This is a genomic window from Paenibacillus montanisoli, from assembly GCF_003268025.1.
GTDB classification, from domain to species: domain Bacteria; phylum Bacillota; class Bacilli; order Paenibacillales; family Paenibacillaceae; genus Paenibacillus_Z; species Paenibacillus_Z montanisoli.
This window is the reverse complement of the sequence record NZ_QLUW01000003.1, coordinates 745,367-763,830: the sequence shown is the minus strand read 5'-3', so window position 1 is coordinate 763,830 and position 18,464 is coordinate 745,367. Positions and strand designations below refer to the sequence as shown.

At 55.4% G+C, this 18,464-nt stretch carries 14 protein-coding genes; 2 read left to right on the top strand and 12 right to left on the bottom strand.

The genetic code is table 11. From position 1 onward, the window contains the following. Window positions 1–9 precede the first annotated feature (9 nt). From mdh to citZ, 3 genes are all read right to left on the bottom strand, one after another. Window positions 10–951, bottom strand: a complete 942-nt coding sequence (gene mdh / locus DL346_RS19425) for a malate dehydrogenase (RefSeq protein WP_112883870.1) — start codon at window positions 949–951, stop codon at window positions 10–12. Window positions 952–1,088: 137 nt separating this feature from the next. After that, a complete protein-coding gene (icd, locus tag DL346_RS19420; protein ID WP_112883868.1) occupies window positions 1,089–2,384 on the bottom strand; it encodes an NADP-dependent isocitrate dehydrogenase in 1,296 nt (431 codons plus the stop codon). Between the two features lie 152 nt (window positions 2,385–2,536). After that, entirely contained in the window at window positions 2,537–3,649 is a 1,113-nt protein-coding gene (citZ, locus tag DL346_RS19415) for a citrate synthase (RefSeq protein ID WP_112883866.1), read from the bottom strand. A gap of 304 nt (window positions 3,650–3,953) precedes the next feature. Between citZ and DL346_RS19410 the strand changes: the two genes are divergently transcribed. Beyond that, window positions 3,954–5,483, top strand: a complete 1,530-nt coding sequence (locus tag DL346_RS19410) for a Ppx/GppA phosphatase family protein (protein WP_112883864.1) — start codon at window positions 3,954–3,956, stop codon at window positions 5,481–5,483. Here DL346_RS19410 and ppk1 read toward each other — a convergent pair. Continuing rightward, window positions 5,480–7,537, bottom strand: a complete 2,058-nt coding sequence (gene ppk1, locus DL346_RS19405; protein WP_112883862.1) for a polyphosphate kinase 1 — start codon at window positions 7,535–7,537, stop codon at window positions 5,480–5,482. The two genes, DL346_RS19410 and ppk1, sit on opposite strands and share 4 nt — an antisense overlap. 203 nt (window positions 7,538–7,740) lie before the next feature. Here ppk1 and ytvI point away from each other — a divergent pair, with 203 nt between their 5' ends. Beyond that, a complete protein-coding gene (gene ytvI, locus DL346_RS19400; protein ID WP_112883860.1) occupies window positions 7,741–8,865 on the top strand; it encodes a sporulation integral membrane protein YtvI in 1,125 nt (374 codons plus the stop codon). Between the two features lie 35 nt (window positions 8,866–8,900). Here ytvI and DL346_RS19395 read toward each other — a convergent pair whose 3' ends face one another. The 8 genes from DL346_RS19395 to DL346_RS19360 all read right to left on the bottom strand — a co-directional run bounded on the left by DL346_RS19395 (window position 8,901) and on the right by DL346_RS19360 (window position 18,413). Beyond that, entirely contained in the window at window positions 8,901–9,293 is a 393-nt protein-coding gene (locus tag DL346_RS19395; RefSeq protein WP_112883858.1) for an FxsA family protein, read from the bottom strand. A gap of 1 nt (window position 9,294) precedes the next feature. After that, a complete protein-coding gene (locus DL346_RS19390; RefSeq protein WP_240633295.1) occupies window positions 9,295–9,831 on the bottom strand; it encodes an acyl-CoA thioesterase in 537 nt (178 codons plus the stop codon). Between the two features lie 68 nt (window positions 9,832–9,899). Beyond that, window positions 9,900–11,654: a pyruvate kinase gene (pyk, locus tag DL346_RS19385; protein WP_112883856.1), complete on the bottom strand. Its 1,755-nt coding sequence runs from the start codon at window positions 11,652–11,654 to the stop codon at window positions 9,900–9,902. A gap of 45 nt (window positions 11,655–11,699) precedes the next feature. Next, a complete protein-coding gene (locus tag DL346_RS19380) occupies window positions 11,700–12,704 on the bottom strand; it encodes an acetyl-CoA carboxylase carboxyltransferase subunit alpha (RefSeq protein ID WP_112883854.1) in 1,005 nt (334 codons plus the stop codon). Then, a complete protein-coding gene (gene accD / locus DL346_RS19375) occupies window positions 12,694–13,566 on the bottom strand; it encodes an acetyl-CoA carboxylase, carboxyltransferase subunit beta (protein WP_112883852.1) in 873 nt (290 codons plus the stop codon). Before accD ends, DL346_RS19380 begins: the two co-directional genes overlap by 11 nt. 47 nt (window positions 13,567–13,613) lie before the next feature. Beyond that, window positions 13,614–13,808 (bottom strand): glutamate decarboxylase, encoded by a 195-nt coding sequence (locus DL346_RS19370; RefSeq protein WP_090981787.1) that lies wholly within the window; start codon window positions 13,806–13,808, stop codon window positions 13,614–13,616. Between the two features lie 176 nt (window positions 13,809–13,984). Continuing rightward, window positions 13,985–14,467 (bottom strand): phosphatidylglycerophosphatase A family protein, encoded by a 483-nt coding sequence (locus DL346_RS19365; protein WP_420849582.1) that lies wholly within the window; start codon window positions 14,465–14,467, stop codon window positions 13,985–13,987. A 214-nt stretch (window positions 14,468–14,681) separates the two neighbouring features. Continuing rightward, window positions 14,682–18,413 (bottom strand): DNA polymerase III subunit alpha, encoded by a 3,732-nt coding sequence (locus DL346_RS19360; protein ID WP_112883848.1) that lies wholly within the window; start codon window positions 18,411–18,413, stop codon window positions 14,682–14,684. Window positions 18,414–18,464 lie beyond the last annotated feature (51 nt).

Genomic DNA, 18,464 nt, shown 5'->3' with positions numbered 1-18,464 from the left:
CTTGCTCGATTAGCCGTTCACGATCGCAATCACGTTGCGAACCGAATTCGCCGACTTTTCGAGCGCCGCTTTCTCGTCCTCGGTAAGCTCAAGCTCGAATACTTTCTCGATGCCGTCGCCGCCAAGGATGACCGGAACGCCCATGAACAGATTGTTATAGCCGTACTCGCCTTCGAGCAAAGCGATGACCGGAAGGATCCGTTTCTTATCCTTCAGGATCGCTTCCGTCATTTGAACCAGCGAGGCGGCCGGCGCATAATACGCGCTGCCGTTTCCGAGCAGGTTGACGATTTCGCCGCCGCCCACGCGCGTGCGCTGCACGATCGCCTCGATGCGGTCCGCCGGAATCAGCTTCTCGATCGGAATGCCGCCTACGTTGGAGTAACGAACGAGCGGAACCATGTCATCGCCGTGGCCGCCAAGCACGAAGCCGCGAACATCCTCCGTCGACACGTTCAGCTCCTGCGCGATAAACGTGCAATAACGGGCCGTATCCAGTACGCCGGATTGGCCGATAACGCGATTTTTCGGGAAGCCGAGCGCATTGTAGGCTACATACGTCATCGCGTCAACCGGGTTGGACAGGATGATGACATAGGCATTCGGGCTCGTCGCTTTGATGTTCTCGCAAACGGATCTCATGATGCCGGCGTTGGTATTGACCAAATCGTCGCGGCTCATGCCCGGCTTGCGTGCGATGCCTGCAGTGATGATCACGACATCGGAGCCGGCGGTTTCCGCATAATCGGACGTACCGGTGATCTTGGCGTCAATGCATTGAACCGGCGTCGATTCCAGCATATCAAGCGCTTTGCCTTTAGTCGGGTTCTCAAGCTGCGGGATATCAACGAGCACGATATCGCCAAGCTCTTTCTGCGCAAGCATCAAAGCCGTCGTTGCGCCGGTAAAGCCGGCGCCTACAACCGTAATTTTATTACGTTTAATCGCCATCGTAAAAAGCCTCCCTTAAATAATGTTATTTAAGCCAAGAGCCAAGCTATTGCAGACAGCCTCTTATCGAGCAAGTGAAGCGTGCAAGAAACGCACCGGCTGCTTGCCGTACGAATCATGCACGCTTCATATGAGCTCTATTTCAGGTTTTTGATGATCTCGTCAGCGAACTGCGAGCATTTCACTTCGGTTGCGCCTTCCATCAGGCGAGCGAAGTCATACGTAACCGTTTTGTTGTTGATCGCTGTTTCCAAGCCTTTGTAGATGGAATCAGCCGCTTCTTGCCAGCCCAGGTGCTCAAGCAGCATAACGCCGGAGAGGATAACCGAACCTGGGTTAACGACGTCCTTATCCGCGTATTTAGGAGCCGTACCGTGTGTTGCTTCGAAGATAGCATGGCCTGTCAGGTAGTTGATGTTAGCACCTGGAGCGATACCGATACCGCCTACTTGTGCTGCAAGCGCATCGGACAGGTAGTCGCCGTTCAAGTTCAACGTAGCGATTACGTCGAAGTCTGTAGGACGAGTCAGAACTTGTTGAAGCGCGATGTCGGCAATTGCGTCTTTTACGATCAGCTTGCCAGCAGCTTCTGCTTCTTTTTGAGCTTTGTTCGCAGCGTCAGTGCCATCAGCTTCTTTGATGCGGTCGTATTGACCCCAAGTGAACGTCTTGTCAGCGAACTCTTGCTCAGCCACTTCGTAACCCCAGTTTTTGAACGCGCCTTCCGTGAACTTCATGATGTTGCCTTTGTGTACAAGCGTAACCGACTTGCGGCCGTGCTTCAGCGCGTACTCGATCGCTGCGCGCGCAAGACGTTTGGAGCCTTCCGCGGAAACCGGCTTGATGCCGATACCGGACGTTTCAGGGAAACGGATTTTGTTAACTCCCATTTCGTTTTGCAGGAACGCGATCACTTTCTTAACGGCTTCGGAGCCCTCTTGGTACTCGATGCCGGCATAGATATCTTCTGTGTTCTCACGGAAAATAACCATGTCTACTTGCTCTGGGCGCTTAACCGGGGAAGGTACGCCGTCGAAGTAACGAACCGGACGCAAGCAAACGTACAGGTCAAGCTCTTGGCGAAGCGCAACGTTCAGGGAACGGATACCGCCGCCGATTGGCGTAGTCAAAGGACCTTTGATTGCAACGATGTACTCGCGGATTGCAGTCAGCGTGTCGGCTGGAAGCCACTCGCCGTAAGTATTGAATGCTTTCTCGCCGGCGAACACTTCGTACCAAGCGATTTTCTTTTGGCCGCCGTATGCTTTCTCAACGGCTGCATCCAGAACGCGCTTGGAAGCTTTCCAAATGTCGCGGCCCGTGCCGTCGCCTTCGATGAAAGGAACGATCGGGTTGTTAGGTACTTGAAGTACACCGTTATCGATTGTGATTTTCTCGCCTTCTGTAGGCAGTGCGAATTTTTCGAGTTTCATGAATGAATTCCTCCTAAGATATGTGCTTGATCCAAACGGTATACATAACATGACGGGAGCCGGCTTCACAGCCTCGCGGCTGTGCGCCGGCACCCCGTCAATGGGAAGGCGGCATCAGGCTGTGCCTGTTGACGCCGAATGACTTCGTGCGATTAACGCTGCGTAATAGGCGTTACCTTCTGGTCAACCGGGCCTGTGTACTCGGCGCGCGGACGAATCAGGCGGTTATTCTCGTATTGCTCGAGAATGTGCGCCGTCCATCCCGAAGCACGGCTGATCGCGAAGATCGGCGTGAACAGGTCGCGCGGAATTTGCAGCGTTGTGTAGACGGAAGCGGAATAGAAGTCAACGTTCGGCTTCAGTCCTTTTTGTCCGGTTACGATCTCTTCGATTTTGACGGACATTTCGTACAGCTCCATGTTGCCCGTCAACTTGCCGAGCTCGCGGGACATCTTCTGCAAATGCTTGGCGCGCGGGTCGCCACCCTTGTACACGCGATGGCCGAAGCCCATGATTTTCTCTTTGTTCGCGAGTTTCGCGTTGATATAGGATTCCACGTTGTCGAACGAACCGATCTCTTCAAGCATCACCATAACGGCTTCGTTGGCGCCGCCGTGAAGAGGTCCTTTCAGTGCGCCGATCGCGGAAGTTACGCCGGAATAAATATCCGACAGCGTCGCGACCGTAACGCGCGCTGCGAATGTGGAAGCGTTCAACTCGTGATCCGCATGCAGAACAAGCGCTTGATCCAGTGCTTTCACAGCAACTTGATCCGGCTCTTGGCCTGTAAGCATATATAGGAAATTGTAAGCGATGGTTGCGCCCTTCTTCGGAGCTACCGGCTCTTGGCCATTGCGGATACGCGCAAATGCGGCAACAAGCGTCGGAACTTGGGCTTGAATTTTGATTGCTTTCTTAAGGTTCGCTTCATGCGACATGTCGTTCGCGGACTCGTCGTACAACGCAAGGCTTGAAACCGCTGTACGAAGCGCTGCCATCGAATTTGTATTTTTAGGGAACAGCTTAAGCTGTTCAATAACTTGTGCCGGTAAAACGGCGTATTCGCCAATTTGTCCAATCAATCCGTCCAATTCGGATTGGTTCGGCAGCTTGCCGTACCATAATAAGTATGCTACTTCTTCAAAAGAAGCGTGCTCCGCAAGATCATCGATGTCGATGCCGCGATATGTCAGAACGCCGTCGATGATCGAGCTGATCGAGGATGTCGTTGCGACAATGCCTTCCAGACCTTTGGTTGCTGTCATGTTTCTCTCTCCTTTAGCCTCTTTTTATAAGTAATCGTGGAGTAACAGATAACAATAATTGGATTCGAGTTCCGTATCGTCGCTTTAATCATATCGGATTTCGACCGCGAAGTGAACAAAATCGGACATAAAATTGCTTTATCGGCACCATAAAGGTTTTTTCTTCGATTTCACCTGCATTGATCTTTCCCTAAATCCTGTGATTTTACCCACGACGATCAGCACTTTATTGCGGCGCCGGACAAATGGTAAGATGTGATAATAGACCGGAAACAGCCAACGCGAATCACAAGGGGGCTTATCTATGACGGAACAGCGCATCGGCATAATCGACATCGGCTCCAACTCCATCAGGCTAGTCATCTATGAACGAACCTCCGGAGGCGCCCAGCGTGTCATTGACGGGAGCAAGCGAGCCGCGCGACTTAGCGAACGACTAAACGACGAAGGATCATTGCCGTCGGAAACGATCGACGAGCTTGTCGACATGATCAATCATTTCAGATTAATATGTGCGCATCACCGCACCGGACATATTCGCGCCGTCGCGACGGCAGCTATCCGCAATGCGTCGAACCGCAACGAAATCCTGCACCGAATCGAAGCAAAAACAGGCTTGCCGATCGAGCTTCTGACAGGCGAAGAAGAAGCCGGCTACGGCTTTCTCGGCATGATTAATTCCATGGCGGTACGGGACGGATTTCTGATCGACATCGGCGGCGGAAGCACGGAGGTATCGCTGTTTAAAGACCGCACGCTTGTCCAATCCGTCTCGTTCCCGTTCGGCAGCGTCAGCATGACACGGCTTTTCGCCAAAGGCGGCATGCTATCCGACCAGCAGCTTCGCGAGCTGGAGCAGCATGTGGCTGAAGCCGCTCATGGCGAAGCCTGGCTCAAAGGGATCCCCGGCCTGCCGCTCGTCGGCGTCGGAGGAACGGCCCGCGCGCTCGGGAAAGTGCATCAGGCATACAGCAAATACCCGTTTGAAAGCACGAACAATTATCCGATCATGATGCAATCGGCGGATGATTTATTTGAACTGCTGCGCAAGGAGCCGCTTGAGAAAAGAAGCAAGATTCCCGGCTTGTCGAAGGACAGGGTCGATATCATCGTGCCCGGCCTTGCGATCCTGCGCGCGATCTTCCGGCATATCGGCGCGTCGCATTATATCGTCTGCGGCGCGGGGCTGCGCGACGGCTTATTCTTCGCGACTCGCTTTCCGGAGCGGCCGCGGCTTGACGACGTACTCACGTACAGCGTCAACAATTTGGCCGCCCTGCACCCCGAAGCGCCGATGCAGCATACGTCCCAAGTCAACCGGATCGCGCTCAGCTTAATGGATATGCTCCAATACCAGCTGCAGTCTCCGGTCCAAGCCCGGCTGCTGCTCGACGTTGCCTCCATTCTTCACCGGATCGGCGCAAGCATCGATTACTACGACTATCGCAAACATACCTTTTACCTGATGATCAACTCGCATATCAACGGTCTGTCGCATATGGAGCTGCTGATGTGCGCAGCGATCGCTTCCTATAAAGGGAAAAACCGCGTCAAACAAATCGCGACGGCTTATAAGCCGCTGCTGGGCGATGAAGAGATCACGTTCATCTGCAAGCTCGGAACCTTGCTTCAGCTGGCCATTGCGCTGGACCGCAGCGAAACCCAAGCCATCGCGAAGCTCGGCATTGAGATTTCGGGCGGCAAGCTTCATCTGCGCGCCATCCGCGCCGAAGGCATGATTGCTCTCGAGCGAAAGGAAGTCGATGCGCTGGCCGCCGATTTCAAGAAACAATGGGGATTAACCCCCGTCCTTCATCCGCCGGACTACCGCTAAGTTTTCCATATGCGGATGTCCTTCGCCTGGAACTGGCTTCGCAGTACTGGCAATTCGTTATGGACGGGCTCATAGTTGCCGTTCGGCTGAAGCTCGCGCGCTTTCTTATTGTCGTCGAGATTCAGCCGAAGCACATTAATGAGCATTTTGCGCAGCCTCGCGTCGAAGACGGGACACATCAATTCGATCCGGCGCGTTAAATTGCGCGTCATCCAGTCGGCACTGGACAGGTAAACCTCTTCTTCTCCCCCGTTGCGGAAATAAATGATGCGGGAGTGCTCCAGAAACCGGTCAACGATGCTAATGACACGAATATTGCTGCTCAGCCCCGGTACGCCGGGCCTCAAGCAGCACACGCCGCGAACGATCAGCTCGATCTTCACGCCGGCCTGCGACGCCTCATACAGCTTATCGATCATTTCTTGATTCGACAGGCTGTTCATTTTTGCTATGATATGCGCCGGCTTGCCTGCAGCCGCATGGGCTTTCTCCCGGTCAATCAGACTAAACAGTTTCTGCTTCAAATCCGACGGCGCCACGCCGAAGGCCTTCCATTCATACGGCGATGAATAGCCGGTGACTTCATTAAACAAAGCCGAAGCGTCGGCGCCGATGACCGGGTGAGCCGTGAATAAGCCGATGTCCGTATACAGCTTTGCCGTATTGTCGTTGTAGTTGCCTGTGCCTACATGAACATATCGGCGCAGCACGCCTTGCTCCCTGCGGACGACGAGCGTAATCTTGGCATGCGTTTTCAAGCCGACCAGACCGTATACGACGTGACAGCCTGCTTTCTCCAGCTGCCGCGCCCATGCGATATTCCGCTCTTCGTCAAACCGCGCCTTCAATTCGACGACAACCGTCACTTGCTTGCCCGATTCCGCCGCCATCGCCAGCGCTTGTACGAGCGCGGATTGCCCGCTTACCCGGTACAAAGTCATTTTGATAGCCAGCACATCGGGGTCTTGAGCCGCCTCCGTAACGAAATCGCTCACCGATTCAAACGACTCGTATGGGTGATAAACAAGCACATCTTCCTGCCGGATAACCGCAAACATATCGTCCGATTGGTCAAACTCCTGCGGGTACACCGGTTCAATCCGCTCAAAATGAAGCGATTCGTATTGCGGAAGAGAGCTTGCGAAACGCATCAGGAAGCTTAGATCCAGCGGTCCGTCGATTTCGAACAGATTTTCCCCCAGCTCCAGCTCCTCCTTAAGCATTTGAAGCGCATAGGGATGTATACCCTTGCCGTACTCCAATCGAACCGGCAGCCCCCATCTGCGCCGGCGAAGCTCCTTCTCGATCTCCTCCAGCAAATCCTCCGCGCCTTCTTCGTTGAGCGTCAAATCAGCGTTTCGCGTTAAACGAAACGGATCCACCGCAATCGTCGTATAACCGTTAAACAAGTTGTTGATGTGCCGTTCAATGAGATCCTCCAGCAGAATGAACTCATTTTTCTTACTGTTTACCCTTCCAGGCACCGATACGAAACGCTGCAGAATCGACGGCACCTGAACGATCGCAAAATAAGGCTCTTCCTCCTCCGGCATATTCTCGCGCCCGAGAATGACGGACAGATACAATTCTTTCGTACGGAGCAACGGAAACGGCCGGCTTTGGTCGACGGCCATCGGCGTCAGCACCGGGAATACGATGTCGCGGAAATACTCATCTACCGCTTTAAGCTGATGGGCGCTTAATTCTTCGATCGGCCGGAAGCAAATGCCTTCTTTGGCCAGTCCGCGCAGCACCTCGCGAAACGTCCTGTACTGCTCAGTCACCATTTGGTCCGTCCTCTTCATAAGCCGTTTCCAAAGGCCTGCTGGCGTATATCCGGTAAAATCACGCTTCGTGTAGCCGGCTTTCATTTGATCTTGTATCCCGGCCACGCGCACGCTCATAAACTCATCCAAATTGCTGGACACGATCGCTAGAAATTTGGCCCGCTCGAGCAGCGGATTGTCGGGGTCCTGCGCTTCCTCAAGCACTCTGCGGTTAAACTCGATCCAGCTCAAGTCGCGGTTCACGTATGGGGACGTAGGTTTGTTCATTCCGGGGTCCTCCTGGTTGTTGAATATCCCAATTATCTCTTTTGAATGTTTGTGCCCTATTAACCATTTGTTAAGGGGATGTGAAGACGCACGCGCTTGCCCATATTTTTTTTAATAAACACCGCAATATAGCCTATGCTACAATTATACAATAAGTAGGGGAAAGTTTTACCTGTTTTCAACACCGAAGGAGTGATCGCCGTATGGACCGTATCATCTGGAAACGTATTTGGCGCACCGTGCTGATCATCGCCGGATTAATCGGCTTCGTGCTTGCCGTCATCTACGTAACTCCGCTCATTTATCCGTTTCTGCTCGGCTGGCTGCTTGCCTATGCCATCAATCCAATCGTCAATTTACTTCAAACGAAGCTGAAAGTGCCGCGCTGGCTCGGCGTATCGGTCACGTTGGTTCTGTTTGTGACCGCGATGGTAACGATCGTCTCCGCCCTAGTCACGCGGATTGTCGTCGAAATCATTCATCTGTCCAAAACGATCAGCAGCTCCATCGACTGGTGGCGCGACCAGTTCGAGACCATTGTCGCTTCGCCGTTGGTGCAAGATTTGATCGAGAAGCTGAACGCATTCTACCAGGATAACCCGAAATATCAGGAAACGATCAATTCCCGGATAACGGACACCGCAAACCTGCTGGCCCAGAAGAGTACGGATATTATTACGTATTTCCTTAATAGCATCGTGAACATTATTACGTGGCTGCCTAATTTCGCGACGATCATGATCGTCGTCATGCTGGCCGCGTTCTTTATCGGAAAAGACTGGCAGGTGCACGTAAACCGCCTGTCGCAATGGTTCCCGGCAGGCATCCGCAAGTCAACGGCCGTCGTATGGGCGGATTTGCAGAAAGCGTTGTTCGGGTACTTGCGCGCGCAGTTCATCATGATTTCCATCACCGCAATCGTCGTAACGGTCGGGCTGCTTATCCTGCGGGTTGAATATGCCGTGACGATCGGCATGCTGATCGGGCTTGTCGACTTGCTTCCATACTTAGGCGTCGGGGCTGCGATGGTGCCGTGGATTGCATATACGTTTATCTATGGGGACGTTTCGCTAGGCATCGGCCTATCGATTCTATACGGGGTCATCCTCGTTGCAAGGCAAATGATTGAGCCGAAGGTGCTCGCCAGCAGCGTCGGCCTCGAAGCGCTTCCTACGCTCATCTCCATGTTTGTCGGGTTGAAATTGTTCGGGGTGCTCGGCCTCATCGTCGGGCCAGTATCATTAATCATCTTGACGGCCATACATAGGGCGAATGTGTTTCGGGATTTATATTGGTTTGTCGTTCGCGGACCGAGTAAACGGCCTTGACAGAAAGCAGCTTGGCCGGGAGCCAAGCTGCTTTTTCATCTTCTGCGAATCGTCAATGAGCCGTTACGGAGCTTCTGCTCCAGCCAACGGAGCATCAGCATCCGATAGAAAGGACGGGTGATCGGAAGCAGCAGCGTGGCGCCTACGATGTCCGTAAAGAAACCGGGCATCAGCAGCAGCAAACCCCCGATAAGCACGCAGACGCCGTTTAGCATCGCGTGACCCGGCGGCCGGCCGTTCTGGATCTGAGTTTGCACGTCCATGATCGCTTTGCGGCCTTCCCGTCTAGCCAGCTGCGCGCCGGCAAAGCCGGTTAATAGTATAAGGCCAAAGGTGAGCCAACCGCCTATGAGTTGGCCCATCTGGATGATGCCCCACATTTCCACGGCGGGCACGATAATAATAGCGGCTACGAGCCATTTTAACATGTCAGCTGCCTCCTTTCCCGGTATCCGGCACGATTCCGCGCGAGGCGGAATCCATAAACCCGTACAGCTCCGGCATCTGTTTATCCAGACGTGTGGGACGCCATTCCCGGTTCACCCATACATGCCGCGTCCCGCCGCTCACGAGAAGCTTGCCTGGCGGTTCCTCCCCCCGAAACCACTGCGCGCCGGGGCCATGCTGTGTCCATGCCGCATCCGCTTCATGAACGAGGCGGATTTCCGATCGGAACGAGATTCGAATCGGCGAGAACTGCTCCAATCTCGTGCAGACGATAACGGCTTCGTCATAACGGGCAGGCGAGTGGTAGGCGCAATCCAAATCGACGACCGGAAGCAGCAGCCCCTGCTTCTCGGCGGCCTCATAGGACATCCCGAAGGCACGGACGAACTCCGTTCGGCCGATTTCGAACCAGGTGACGTAATTGCCATGGAAGACGACGCCCATCTGATCGGTTTCCTGATACCGGACCCGAAGCGGATGCAAATGCCAGAGCATCTCGCTTCCTGCTTTATCCTTCATAGATCGATCCCCCTCATTTGAACAAAAAGCGACGGCGCCTGCGCGCCATCGCTTCGAATGCTTCGGGATTACAATACTTTCGCTTGCCCGGAGTAAATGACGCCGACTTCGGCATAAACGGTAACTTCCATGCCGTCATGCAGAAGCTCAAGCGCGTTCTGAACGCCCAGAACGACCGGGATGCCAAGGTTAAGAGCTACGATCGCAGCATGGCTAGTAATGCCGCCTTGCTCCGTAATGACGGCTGCCGCCTTCTGTATCGCAGGCATATATTCGCGGTCAGTGGATACGGTCACGAGAATGGAGCCTGCCGTCGTCTTTGCGATCGCCTCTTGCGGCGTACGTGCGATAACGATTTTACCCGTCGCGCTTTGGCTGCCGATGCCTTGACCTTTAGCGAGCATTTCGCCGATCGTGTGGATCTTGATCAGGTTCGTCGAGCCGGAGCGTCCAACCGGTACGCCAGCCGTAATAATAACCGTATCGCCAAGCTTCACGATACCGGAGTTGATGCCGCCTTGCACGGCGATATCGAACATTTCATCCGTTGTTTCGGCAGGCGTGCCGAGAACCGGGATAACGCCCCAGATAAGAGCCAGGCGGCGCATCACTTGTTCTTGCGGCGTAACGGCAATGACCGGCGACTTCGGACGGTATTTGGACACCATGCGCGCCGTATAGCCGCTCTCCGTCGACGTGATGATCGCCTTAGCGCTCAAATCAAGCGCCGAGTTGGCAACCGCTTGGCTGATCGCTTCCGTTACCGTCGTTTGCTGCGCTCTTGCCTGCTTCGCGAAAATCTCGCGGTATTCCAGCGCGGATTCCGCCCGCATCGCGATACGGGACATCGTTTGCACCGATTCAACCGGGTATTTGCCTGCAGCCGTTTCACCGGAGAGCATGATCGCATCCGTACCGTCGAAGATCGCATTCGCCACGTCGCTCGCTTCCGCACGGGTCGGACGAGGGTTGCGCTGCATGGAATCCAGCATTTGCGTAGCCGTAATAACCGGTTTGCCGGCCAGGTTACACTTCTGGATCATTTTCTTCTGCACCAGCGGCACTTCTTCAGCCGGAATTTCAACGCCGAGGTCGCCGCGGGCAACCATCAGCCCGTCGGACACTTCAAGAATTTCATCGAGGTTGTCCACGCCTTGCTGGTTTTCGATTTTCGAAATAATTTGAATGTAGCTCGCGTTGTGCTTCTCCAGCAGCTCGCGAATTTCAAGCACGTCCGTTGCTTTACGTACGAAAGAGGCCGCAATGAAGTCAATGCCTTGCTCGATGCCGAATACGATATCGTTTGCGTCTTTCTCGGTAATGCCCGGGAGCGAAATATGAACGCCCGGCACGTTTACGCCCTTCTTGCTCTTGATCGGACCGCTGTTCACGATGCGGCAAAGAATCTCCGTGCCTTGAACTTCTTCAACGGTCAAGCCGATCAAGCCGTCATCGATCAAAATCGTCGAACCGACTTCAACGTCTTCCGGAAGATTCGAGTAAGTTACCGGGATACGGTTTTTGTCTCCCAAGATCTCTTCCGTCGTCAGCGTAATCGTCTCGCCTTGAACGAGTTCAATCGGCTCTTCTTTCAGTTTGCCGAGGCGGATTTCCGGACCCTTCGTGTCCAGAAGGATCGCTACGGTTTTGCCTAGCTCCGCGCACGCTTGGCGGATGTTCTTGATCCGGTTGCCGTGCTCCTCGAAGTCGCCGTGCGAGAAGTTAAGACGCGCGACGTTCATGCCGGCATTGATCAGTTTTTTCGTGTTTTCCAGCGATTCGCTGGAAGGTCCGATCGTACATACGATTTTTGTTTTGCGCATAAGTAAATTCCATCCTCCGTCTGCTGCTTTCACTTTAATTAACAGTTATACGTTTGCTGATTCGATCTCGTCCACCATCAACTCGGCCTCCGGCTTGGGCGCGCGGTATTGGCCGATCTTGCGGAATTTATTGTAACGATCGGCGATGAGTTCCTCCGAGGACAGCTTGGACAGCTCGCCCAGATGACGCCAGATCGCTTCCTTGATCGTTTCGGATTGCGCGGCCAGGTCGCGGTGCGCCCCGCCTTGCGGTTCCTCGATAATTTCTTCGACGATGCCGAATTCCATCAGATCGCCAGCCGTAATCTTCATGACGGCTGCCGCTTCGTCCGCACGCGACGCATCCTTCCATAGAATGGAAGCCGCGCCGTTCGGCGAAATAACGGAATAGATCGCATTCTCCAGCATCAGCACGCGGTTGCCTACGCCAAGCGCAAGCGCGCCGCCGCTGCCGCCTTCCCCTATCACAACGCAAATTATCGGCACGCCAAACATGGCCATTTCTCGCAGGTTGCGGGCGATCGCCTCGGATTGTCCGCGCTCCTCCGCCGTATTCCCCGGATAAGCGCCTTTCGTATCGATAAACGTAATGATGGGACGACCGAATTTATGGGCTTGCTGCATCAATCGCAGCGCCTTGCGGAACCCTTCCGGATGCGGACTGCCGAAGAAACGGGCAATATTGTCCTTCGTATCCTTCCCGCGCTGATGGCCGATTACCGTAACCGGCACGCCGTTCAGCTTAGCCAGTCCGCCGACGATCGCCAGATCGTCCGCAAACAGCCGGTCCCCGTGAAGCTCGATGAAATCCGTGAAAATCTCTCCTATGTAATCAAGAGAGGTAGGACGGCCGTGATGGCGCGCCAGGTGCATCTTCTGCGCCGGCGTCAGCTCATTGTACAGCTCCTCCTGCAATTGTTTGCAGCGTTCTTCCATACGGTTGATTTCATCGCTGAAATCGATGCCGGATTCTTGGCCGAATTTCTTCAGCTCTTCGATTTTCCGTTGCAGCTCGTTAAGCGGCTTCTCAAACGGCAGCTCACCCGCCATTGATAATCCCCCCCTTGTCCGAATGCATGTCGAGCAATTTAGCCAACGTCGCTTTCAATTCCTTCCGGTGTACGACTTTGTCGAGCTGTCCGTGCTGCAGGTTGAATTCCGCCGTTTGGAAATTGTCCGGGAGTTTCTGGCGAATCGTCTGCTCAATAACGATCCGGCCTGCAAAACCGATAAGCGCGCCTGGCTCGGCCAAATTGTAATCGCCAAGCATGGCGAAGCTTGCGGAGACGCCGCCTGTCGTAGGATCGGTCATAACGGAAATATACAGACCGCCGTCGCCTTGGAACTTCGCGAGTGCCGCGCTTGTCTTGGCCATTTGCATCAAGCTCAGAATGCTTTCCTGCATCCGCGCGCCGCTTGACGTAGAGAAAATAATAAGCGGCAGCTTCTTCGCGTGGGCTTGTTCGATCGCGCGCGTAATTTTCTCGCCGACAACCGAACCCATGCTTCCCGCAAAGAAATCGAACGTCATGAAAGCGGCGACGACCGGCAAGCCGCCGATCGTCCCCTCTCCCGTAATGACGGCATCTTTAAGGCCGGAGCTCTTCTTCTGAGCTTCCAGCTTGTTCGCATAACCCGGAAAGCCGAGCGGGTCGACAGACTCCATCTCCGCGTCGAACTCCGCCAAACGCCCTTCATCGAACGTCATGGCGATCCGTTCCCAAGCGCTGAGCCGGAAATGGTGGCCGCAGCCCGGGCATACTTTAAGATTTTTTTCGATTTCTTTGCTGAATTGAATATTGCCGCATTTCGGGCATTTCGACATTAAGCCTTCCGGAATGTCTGGCTTCGTTCTCGGCTGGCCCGAAGGAATAGTGGCATATTTCTTTTTATGAAATAAGTCCTTGAACACGTATTGACACCTCTTTGGGACGCAGTCGTTTTTTTGGAGCGTTTAGATTAACGTTGCGAGTTTAGAATGTTGTTTAATACTTCTTGTACTTCTTCCAGTTCGCCAGATGGGACCAAGATTTCATACTGCTGCTTCGAAACATTGATCGGTCTGATCTTTACGAGAAACCCTTCCTGGGTCAGTCGGTTTTTAATGCTCTCCGCAATTTTTGCCGTAGGCGCGATATAGATAACCGTCCACATGAAGGAACCCCCTGAGCAATGATAAAAGATCATCTGTGCGTACATGCAAACGCATTAGCCGCAATATAAACTCTCGTTATCTGGGCATATGATGTCATAATGATACCATATGTTTAGATTTCACCGCAACGCCGACTGCCCGAGGCTGGACAACCGTGTTTCAAAGCCTTTTCCGATTACGGGGCATCCTCCGCTTTATAGCGGTTTGCTTTCGGGTCCTGATGCGCGATTCTCGCGGATGCCGCGGCTGCCAAGCCGGCAACCAAATCATCCAGAAAGACGTGCACGCGCTGGCCTTTCTCGTTCAATTTGCGTATAATGCCCGGCTTCACTTTATCCAGGTAACCGAAGCTCGTAAGCCCGATCATCCCGTAAACGTTGGTGATGCCGAGCGCAAGCGTCTCGTCCACCCCGTACAACGATTCGTCCGCTTCCATGATCGCCTGCAGCGGATCAGGAAGCAGCTTGCGTTCCGCAAGCTCATCCAGCGCAATGCCCGTAAACAGGACATACTGCACCTCGCGCTTGCTCAGAACCGCAAACACGCTCTCTTCACATTCTTGGTAAGTAAGGTCCGGATTATAAGGCCGCTGCAGCGAATAAACGATATCCGCAACGTCACCAACCGTAACACCGCGTCTGTTAAGCCATTTTTCCATATCGGACGACACTGTTCATCCCCCCGCATCTGCTTGTACGAATTGGGCGGTGAGCCAGCGGAGGGATTCCGTTCCGTCAGCTTCCCGGTCGTCAGGATCGCACAAGCGGCGAAATGCAGAGCCAGTAAACGCTCTGTGTCTCCTAAATGTATGCGGGGATGTTACAACTTGTGCCTGGCTTTGCAAAACGATTATCGACATGAGGCTAAACCTATTATTTCACGACCGCCGACCCTTTACCAAAAATCGACTCGATCCGCTGCAGCAGCTCCGGCGAAGGCTTGATCCGATACGCCTCGCTGAGCGCGACCGTCCGGCCTTCCCGTTCGTAGAAAAGCACCGTCTCATAGGTACCTGCGCTTCCCGTCAGCAGCGACTTCAGCTTCTCGAGCGCCGCGGAATCCTCGCGCCCCGCGGCGATTTTAATATAAAGCCGCTGCGGGCGCTTGGCTGGCGGCGCCGGTTTGGAGCCGCTGCCGGCAGAAGCGGCCGGCGCATGGGCCTGCTGCGGCGATGCGCTTCCTGCCGCAGGGGCGCGGTGCCGCGGTGCCGCGGCTTGCGCGGAGGCGCTTGAACCGATCGAGGCCTTGACCGCCGCCGGCTCGGAAGTCTTCTCCGGCCCATGAACGGGCGAAGCTGCGCCGCCCCGTCGGTCCGCGCCTGCGGTGCCGCCGCCGGAATGGCGCGACGCCTTGCTGCGCGCCTGCCGCAGCAGCCGCTGCACCTGCGCCGCGGCGTCATGGCCCGGCCCGCCGCCTCCCAGCGGCACAACGTCCTCGATCAGCAGCTTGTAATCCTCGTCCTGGTGCTGCACCGCTGCAAGGACGATGACCAGGCTGCCGGGATCGAGCAGCGCGGCGTGGCGCTGCCAAATGGTCGGAAACGCGACGGCTTCCACGCGCATGATCCGATCCTCGATTTCAAGAAACGCCATCTGCTGTCCCTTGCGGGTCGTAAACTGCTTCATCGACACGACCATGGCGGCCGTAACGGCGAAAGAGCCTTCCGGCGCTTCCGGCAAATCCACCAGCCGGTCCAAGGGCAGCGACTCCAAGAGAGCCGCATGATCGTCAAGCGGATGCCCCGACAGGTACATGCCGAGCAGCTCCCGCTCCAGCACCAGCAGCTGTCCCGTCGTGAACGGCCGCACTTCGGGCATTTCGATATCCCAGTTCTGCACCTCATCGAAGCCGAACAGCTCGATTTGAAGCTCTTCGCGCTCCTTGCGCCATTTCAGCGCCGCATCTACCGTCTCGTCCAGCACTGCGATAAGCTGGGCGCGGTGCCCGCCTAGGGAATCGCAAGCTCCGGCTTGGATAAGCGACTCCAGCACGCGTTTATTCACGACGCGCAGGTCGACTCTGCGGCAAAGATCAAGCAGGCTGTCGAATGGACGGTCGGCCCGTTCCTTCAGCAGCGATTCGATCGCCTGCGTGCCGACGTTCTTGATCGAAGCCAGACCAAACCGCACCGCATTGCCCACCGGGGTGAACGTGACGCTGCTTTCATTCACATCCGGCGCTAGCACTTCGATCCCCATCCGGCGGCATTCATCGACGTACTCTGCCGTCTTCCGCTGGCTCCCTGTTACGGAGGCCAGCATGGACGCCATGAACGGAACGGAATGGTTCGCTTTCAACCATGCCGTCTGGAAAGCAAGCACCCCGTATGCAGCCGCGTGCGCGCGCGGGAACCCATAGTCCGCGAAGCGGACGATCATATCGTAAACGGCATTGGCATCCGCCTCGCCGTATCCTTGCTTCAAGCTGCCTTCCACGAAGTGGGCGCGCTGCTCGTCAAGCACCTCGCGCTTCTTCTTCGATACGGCCCGGCGGAGCAGATCCGCTTCCCCGAGCGAGAACCCCGCCATCGACGAGGCGATCTGCATGATCTGCTCCTGATAGACAATGATGCCGTACGTATCGGCAAGAATCGGTTCAAGCGACGGATGCGGATACGAAACCTCGATCTGTCCGTGCTTGCCCTGAATGTATTTCGGAATAAACTCCATCGGTCCCGGACGGTACAGCGCGAGAACCGACACGATATCTTCAAACTGCGTCGGCTTCAGCTCACGCAGCACGCGCCGCACGCCGGCGGACTCCAATTGGAAAATCCCCGTCGTTTCGCCGCGCGTCAGCATGGCATAAGTCGCCGGGTCCTGATCGGAAATAAACCGGAAGTCGACCGTAATGCCTTGCTGCTCCTTGATCCAGCCGAGCGTCCGCTCCAGAATCGACAACGTCCGCAGCCCGAGAAAATCCATTTTGAGCAGCCCGACCGCTTCCAGGTGCTCCATCGAATATTGCGTCAGCGCCGTCCGCTCGCTGCCGGCTTGCAGCGGGACGTAATGCGTCAGCGGCTCGCCCGAGATGACGACGCCCGCGGCATGCGTCGAAGCGTGGCGGGGCATGCCCTCCACCTTCAGCGCCATGCGCAGCAGATCGCCGGTCTTCGGCTGGCGTTCGGATGCCTCGCGCAGCTCCGCGCTCATGCGCAGCGCCTCCTCAAGAGAGATGCCGAGCTGGTTCGGAATCAGCTTCGCGGCCCGGTCCACCTCCGCGAACGGAACGGCCATCGCGCGGCCGACGTCGCGCACGGCCGCCTTTGCCGCCATCGTCCCGAACGTAATGATTTGCGCCACGTGCTCCTCGCCGTATTTGGCCGAAACATAGCCGATGACTTCATCGCGGCGCTCGTCGTTAAAGTCGATGTCGATATCCGGCATCGTAATCCGCTCCGGATTCAGAAACCGCTCGAACAGCAGCTTATATTTGATTGGGTCCACATCGGTGATGTTCAAGGTGTACGCAACCAAGCTGCCCGCCGAGGAGCCCCTGCCCGGGCCTGTCCGGATGCCCTGCTCGTGGGCGAACCGGATGAAATCCCAGACGATGAGGAAGTAGTCGCTGAAGCCCATGCTGTCAATTACGGCCAGCTCGTATTCCAGCCGTTTCACCGCTTGCTCCCGCAGCTCGGAACCGGCTGTCCAGGCCGGATTCCCCGCATACCGCGCTTCAAGCCCCTCATGGCACAGCGCCGCCAAGTACGCGGACGACGTCATGCCGGCCGGGATCGGGCTGAATGCCGGCAGCAGCGCCCGGCCGAACGTCAGCTCCAAATCGCATTTATCCGCGATTTCCACCGTTCTCGCTACCGCGTCCGGAGCTTGGCGGAACAACAGCGCCATCTCCTCCGCGCTCTTGAGGTACATTTGGTCCGTCAGCATTTGCAGCCGGTCATCGTCCTCGACGGTTTTGCCGGTGCCGATGCAGATCAGAACATCCTGGACCGCCGCATCGGACGGCTTCAAGTAATGGACGTCGTTGGTCGCGACGGTCTTGATGCCGGTTTCCTTGGCCAGCGCCAACATCGCCTGCAGCACCTTCTTCTGCTCCAGCATGCCGTGGTCTTGCAGCTCCAAGTAGAAGTCGTCTCCGAATATATCGCGGTACCTGTTCGCCGAACGCAGCGCGTGCTCGGTCCGGTCATGCAGCAGATGCTGCGCGATTTCACTGCCCAGGCAGGAGCTAAGGCAGATCAGCCCCTCCGAATATGCTGCAAGCGATTCGAAGTCGATGCGCGGCTTGTAGTGAAATCCCTCCAAGTGGCCGATCGAGCAAAGCTTCATCAAATTGCGGTAGCCGGTTTCATTCTTCGCCAGCAAAATAAGATGATAAATCGGATTGTCCTTGCGGGCGCCTTTCTCAAAGCGCGATCCGGTTGTCAAATACATCTCGCAGCCGAGAATCGGCTTGATCCCGTGCGCCTTGCAAGCTTTATAGAACGGCACGGCGCCGTACATGACGCCATGGTCCGTAAGTGCGAGCGCCTTCATGCCAAGCGCGGCCGCTTGATCCACGAGCTCCCGGATTCTCGCAGCCCCGTCGAGCAGGCTGAATTCGCTATGAACGTGTAAGTGTACGAAATCGTGTCCTCCGCTCATCGCCATTCCTTCTTTCTTTCTATCGAAGCATCATTTTATACTAGTTTATCA

Excerpts from the sequence above, each read along its gene's own strand:
- DL346_RS19370 (WP_090981787.1), bottom strand. The coding sequence starts at position 13,808 with ATGTGGACGGTTATCTATATCGCGCCTACGGCAAAAATTGCGGAGAGC.
- DL346_RS19380 (WP_112883854.1), bottom strand. The coding sequence starts at position 12,704 with ATGGCGGGTGAGCTGCCGTTTGAGAAGCCGCTTAACGAGCTGCAACGG.
- DL346_RS19395 (WP_112883858.1), bottom strand. The coding sequence starts at position 9,293 with ATGTTAAAATGGCTCGTAGCCGCTATTATTATCGTGCCCGCCGTGGAA.
- ppk1 (WP_112883862.1), bottom strand. The coding sequence starts at position 7,537 with ATGAACAAACCTACGTCCCCATACGTGAACCGCGACTTGAGCTGGATC.
- DL346_RS19410 (WP_112883864.1), top strand. The coding sequence starts at position 3,954 with ATGACGGAACAGCGCATCGGCATAATCGACATCGGCTCCAACTCCATC.
- DL346_RS19365 (WP_420849582.1), bottom strand. The coding sequence starts at position 14,467 with ATGGAAAAATGGCTTAACAGACGCGGTGTTACGGTTGGTGACGTTGCG.
- pyk (WP_112883856.1), bottom strand. The coding sequence starts at position 11,654 with ATGCGCAAAACAAAAATCGTATGTACGATCGGACCTTCCAGCGAATCG.
- icd (WP_112883868.1), bottom strand. The coding sequence starts at position 2,384 with ATGAAACTCGAAAAATTCGCACTGCCTACAGAAGGCGAGAAAATCACA.
- citZ (WP_112883866.1), bottom strand. The coding sequence starts at position 3,649 with ATGACAGCAACCAAAGGTCTGGAAGGCATTGTCGCAACGACATCCTCG.
- mdh (WP_112883870.1), bottom strand. The coding sequence starts at position 951 with ATGGCGATTAAACGTAATAAAATTACGGTTGTAGGCGCCGGCTTTACC.
- DL346_RS19390 (WP_240633295.1), bottom strand. The coding sequence starts at position 9,831 with ATGAAGGATAAAGCAGGAAGCGAGATGCTCTGGCATTTGCATCCGCTT.
- DL346_RS19360 (WP_112883848.1), bottom strand. The coding sequence starts at position 18,413 with ATGAGCGGAGGACACGATTTCGTACACTTACACGTTCATAGCGAATTC.
- ytvI (WP_112883860.1), top strand. The coding sequence starts at position 7,741 with ATGGACCGTATCATCTGGAAACGTATTTGGCGCACCGTGCTGATCATC.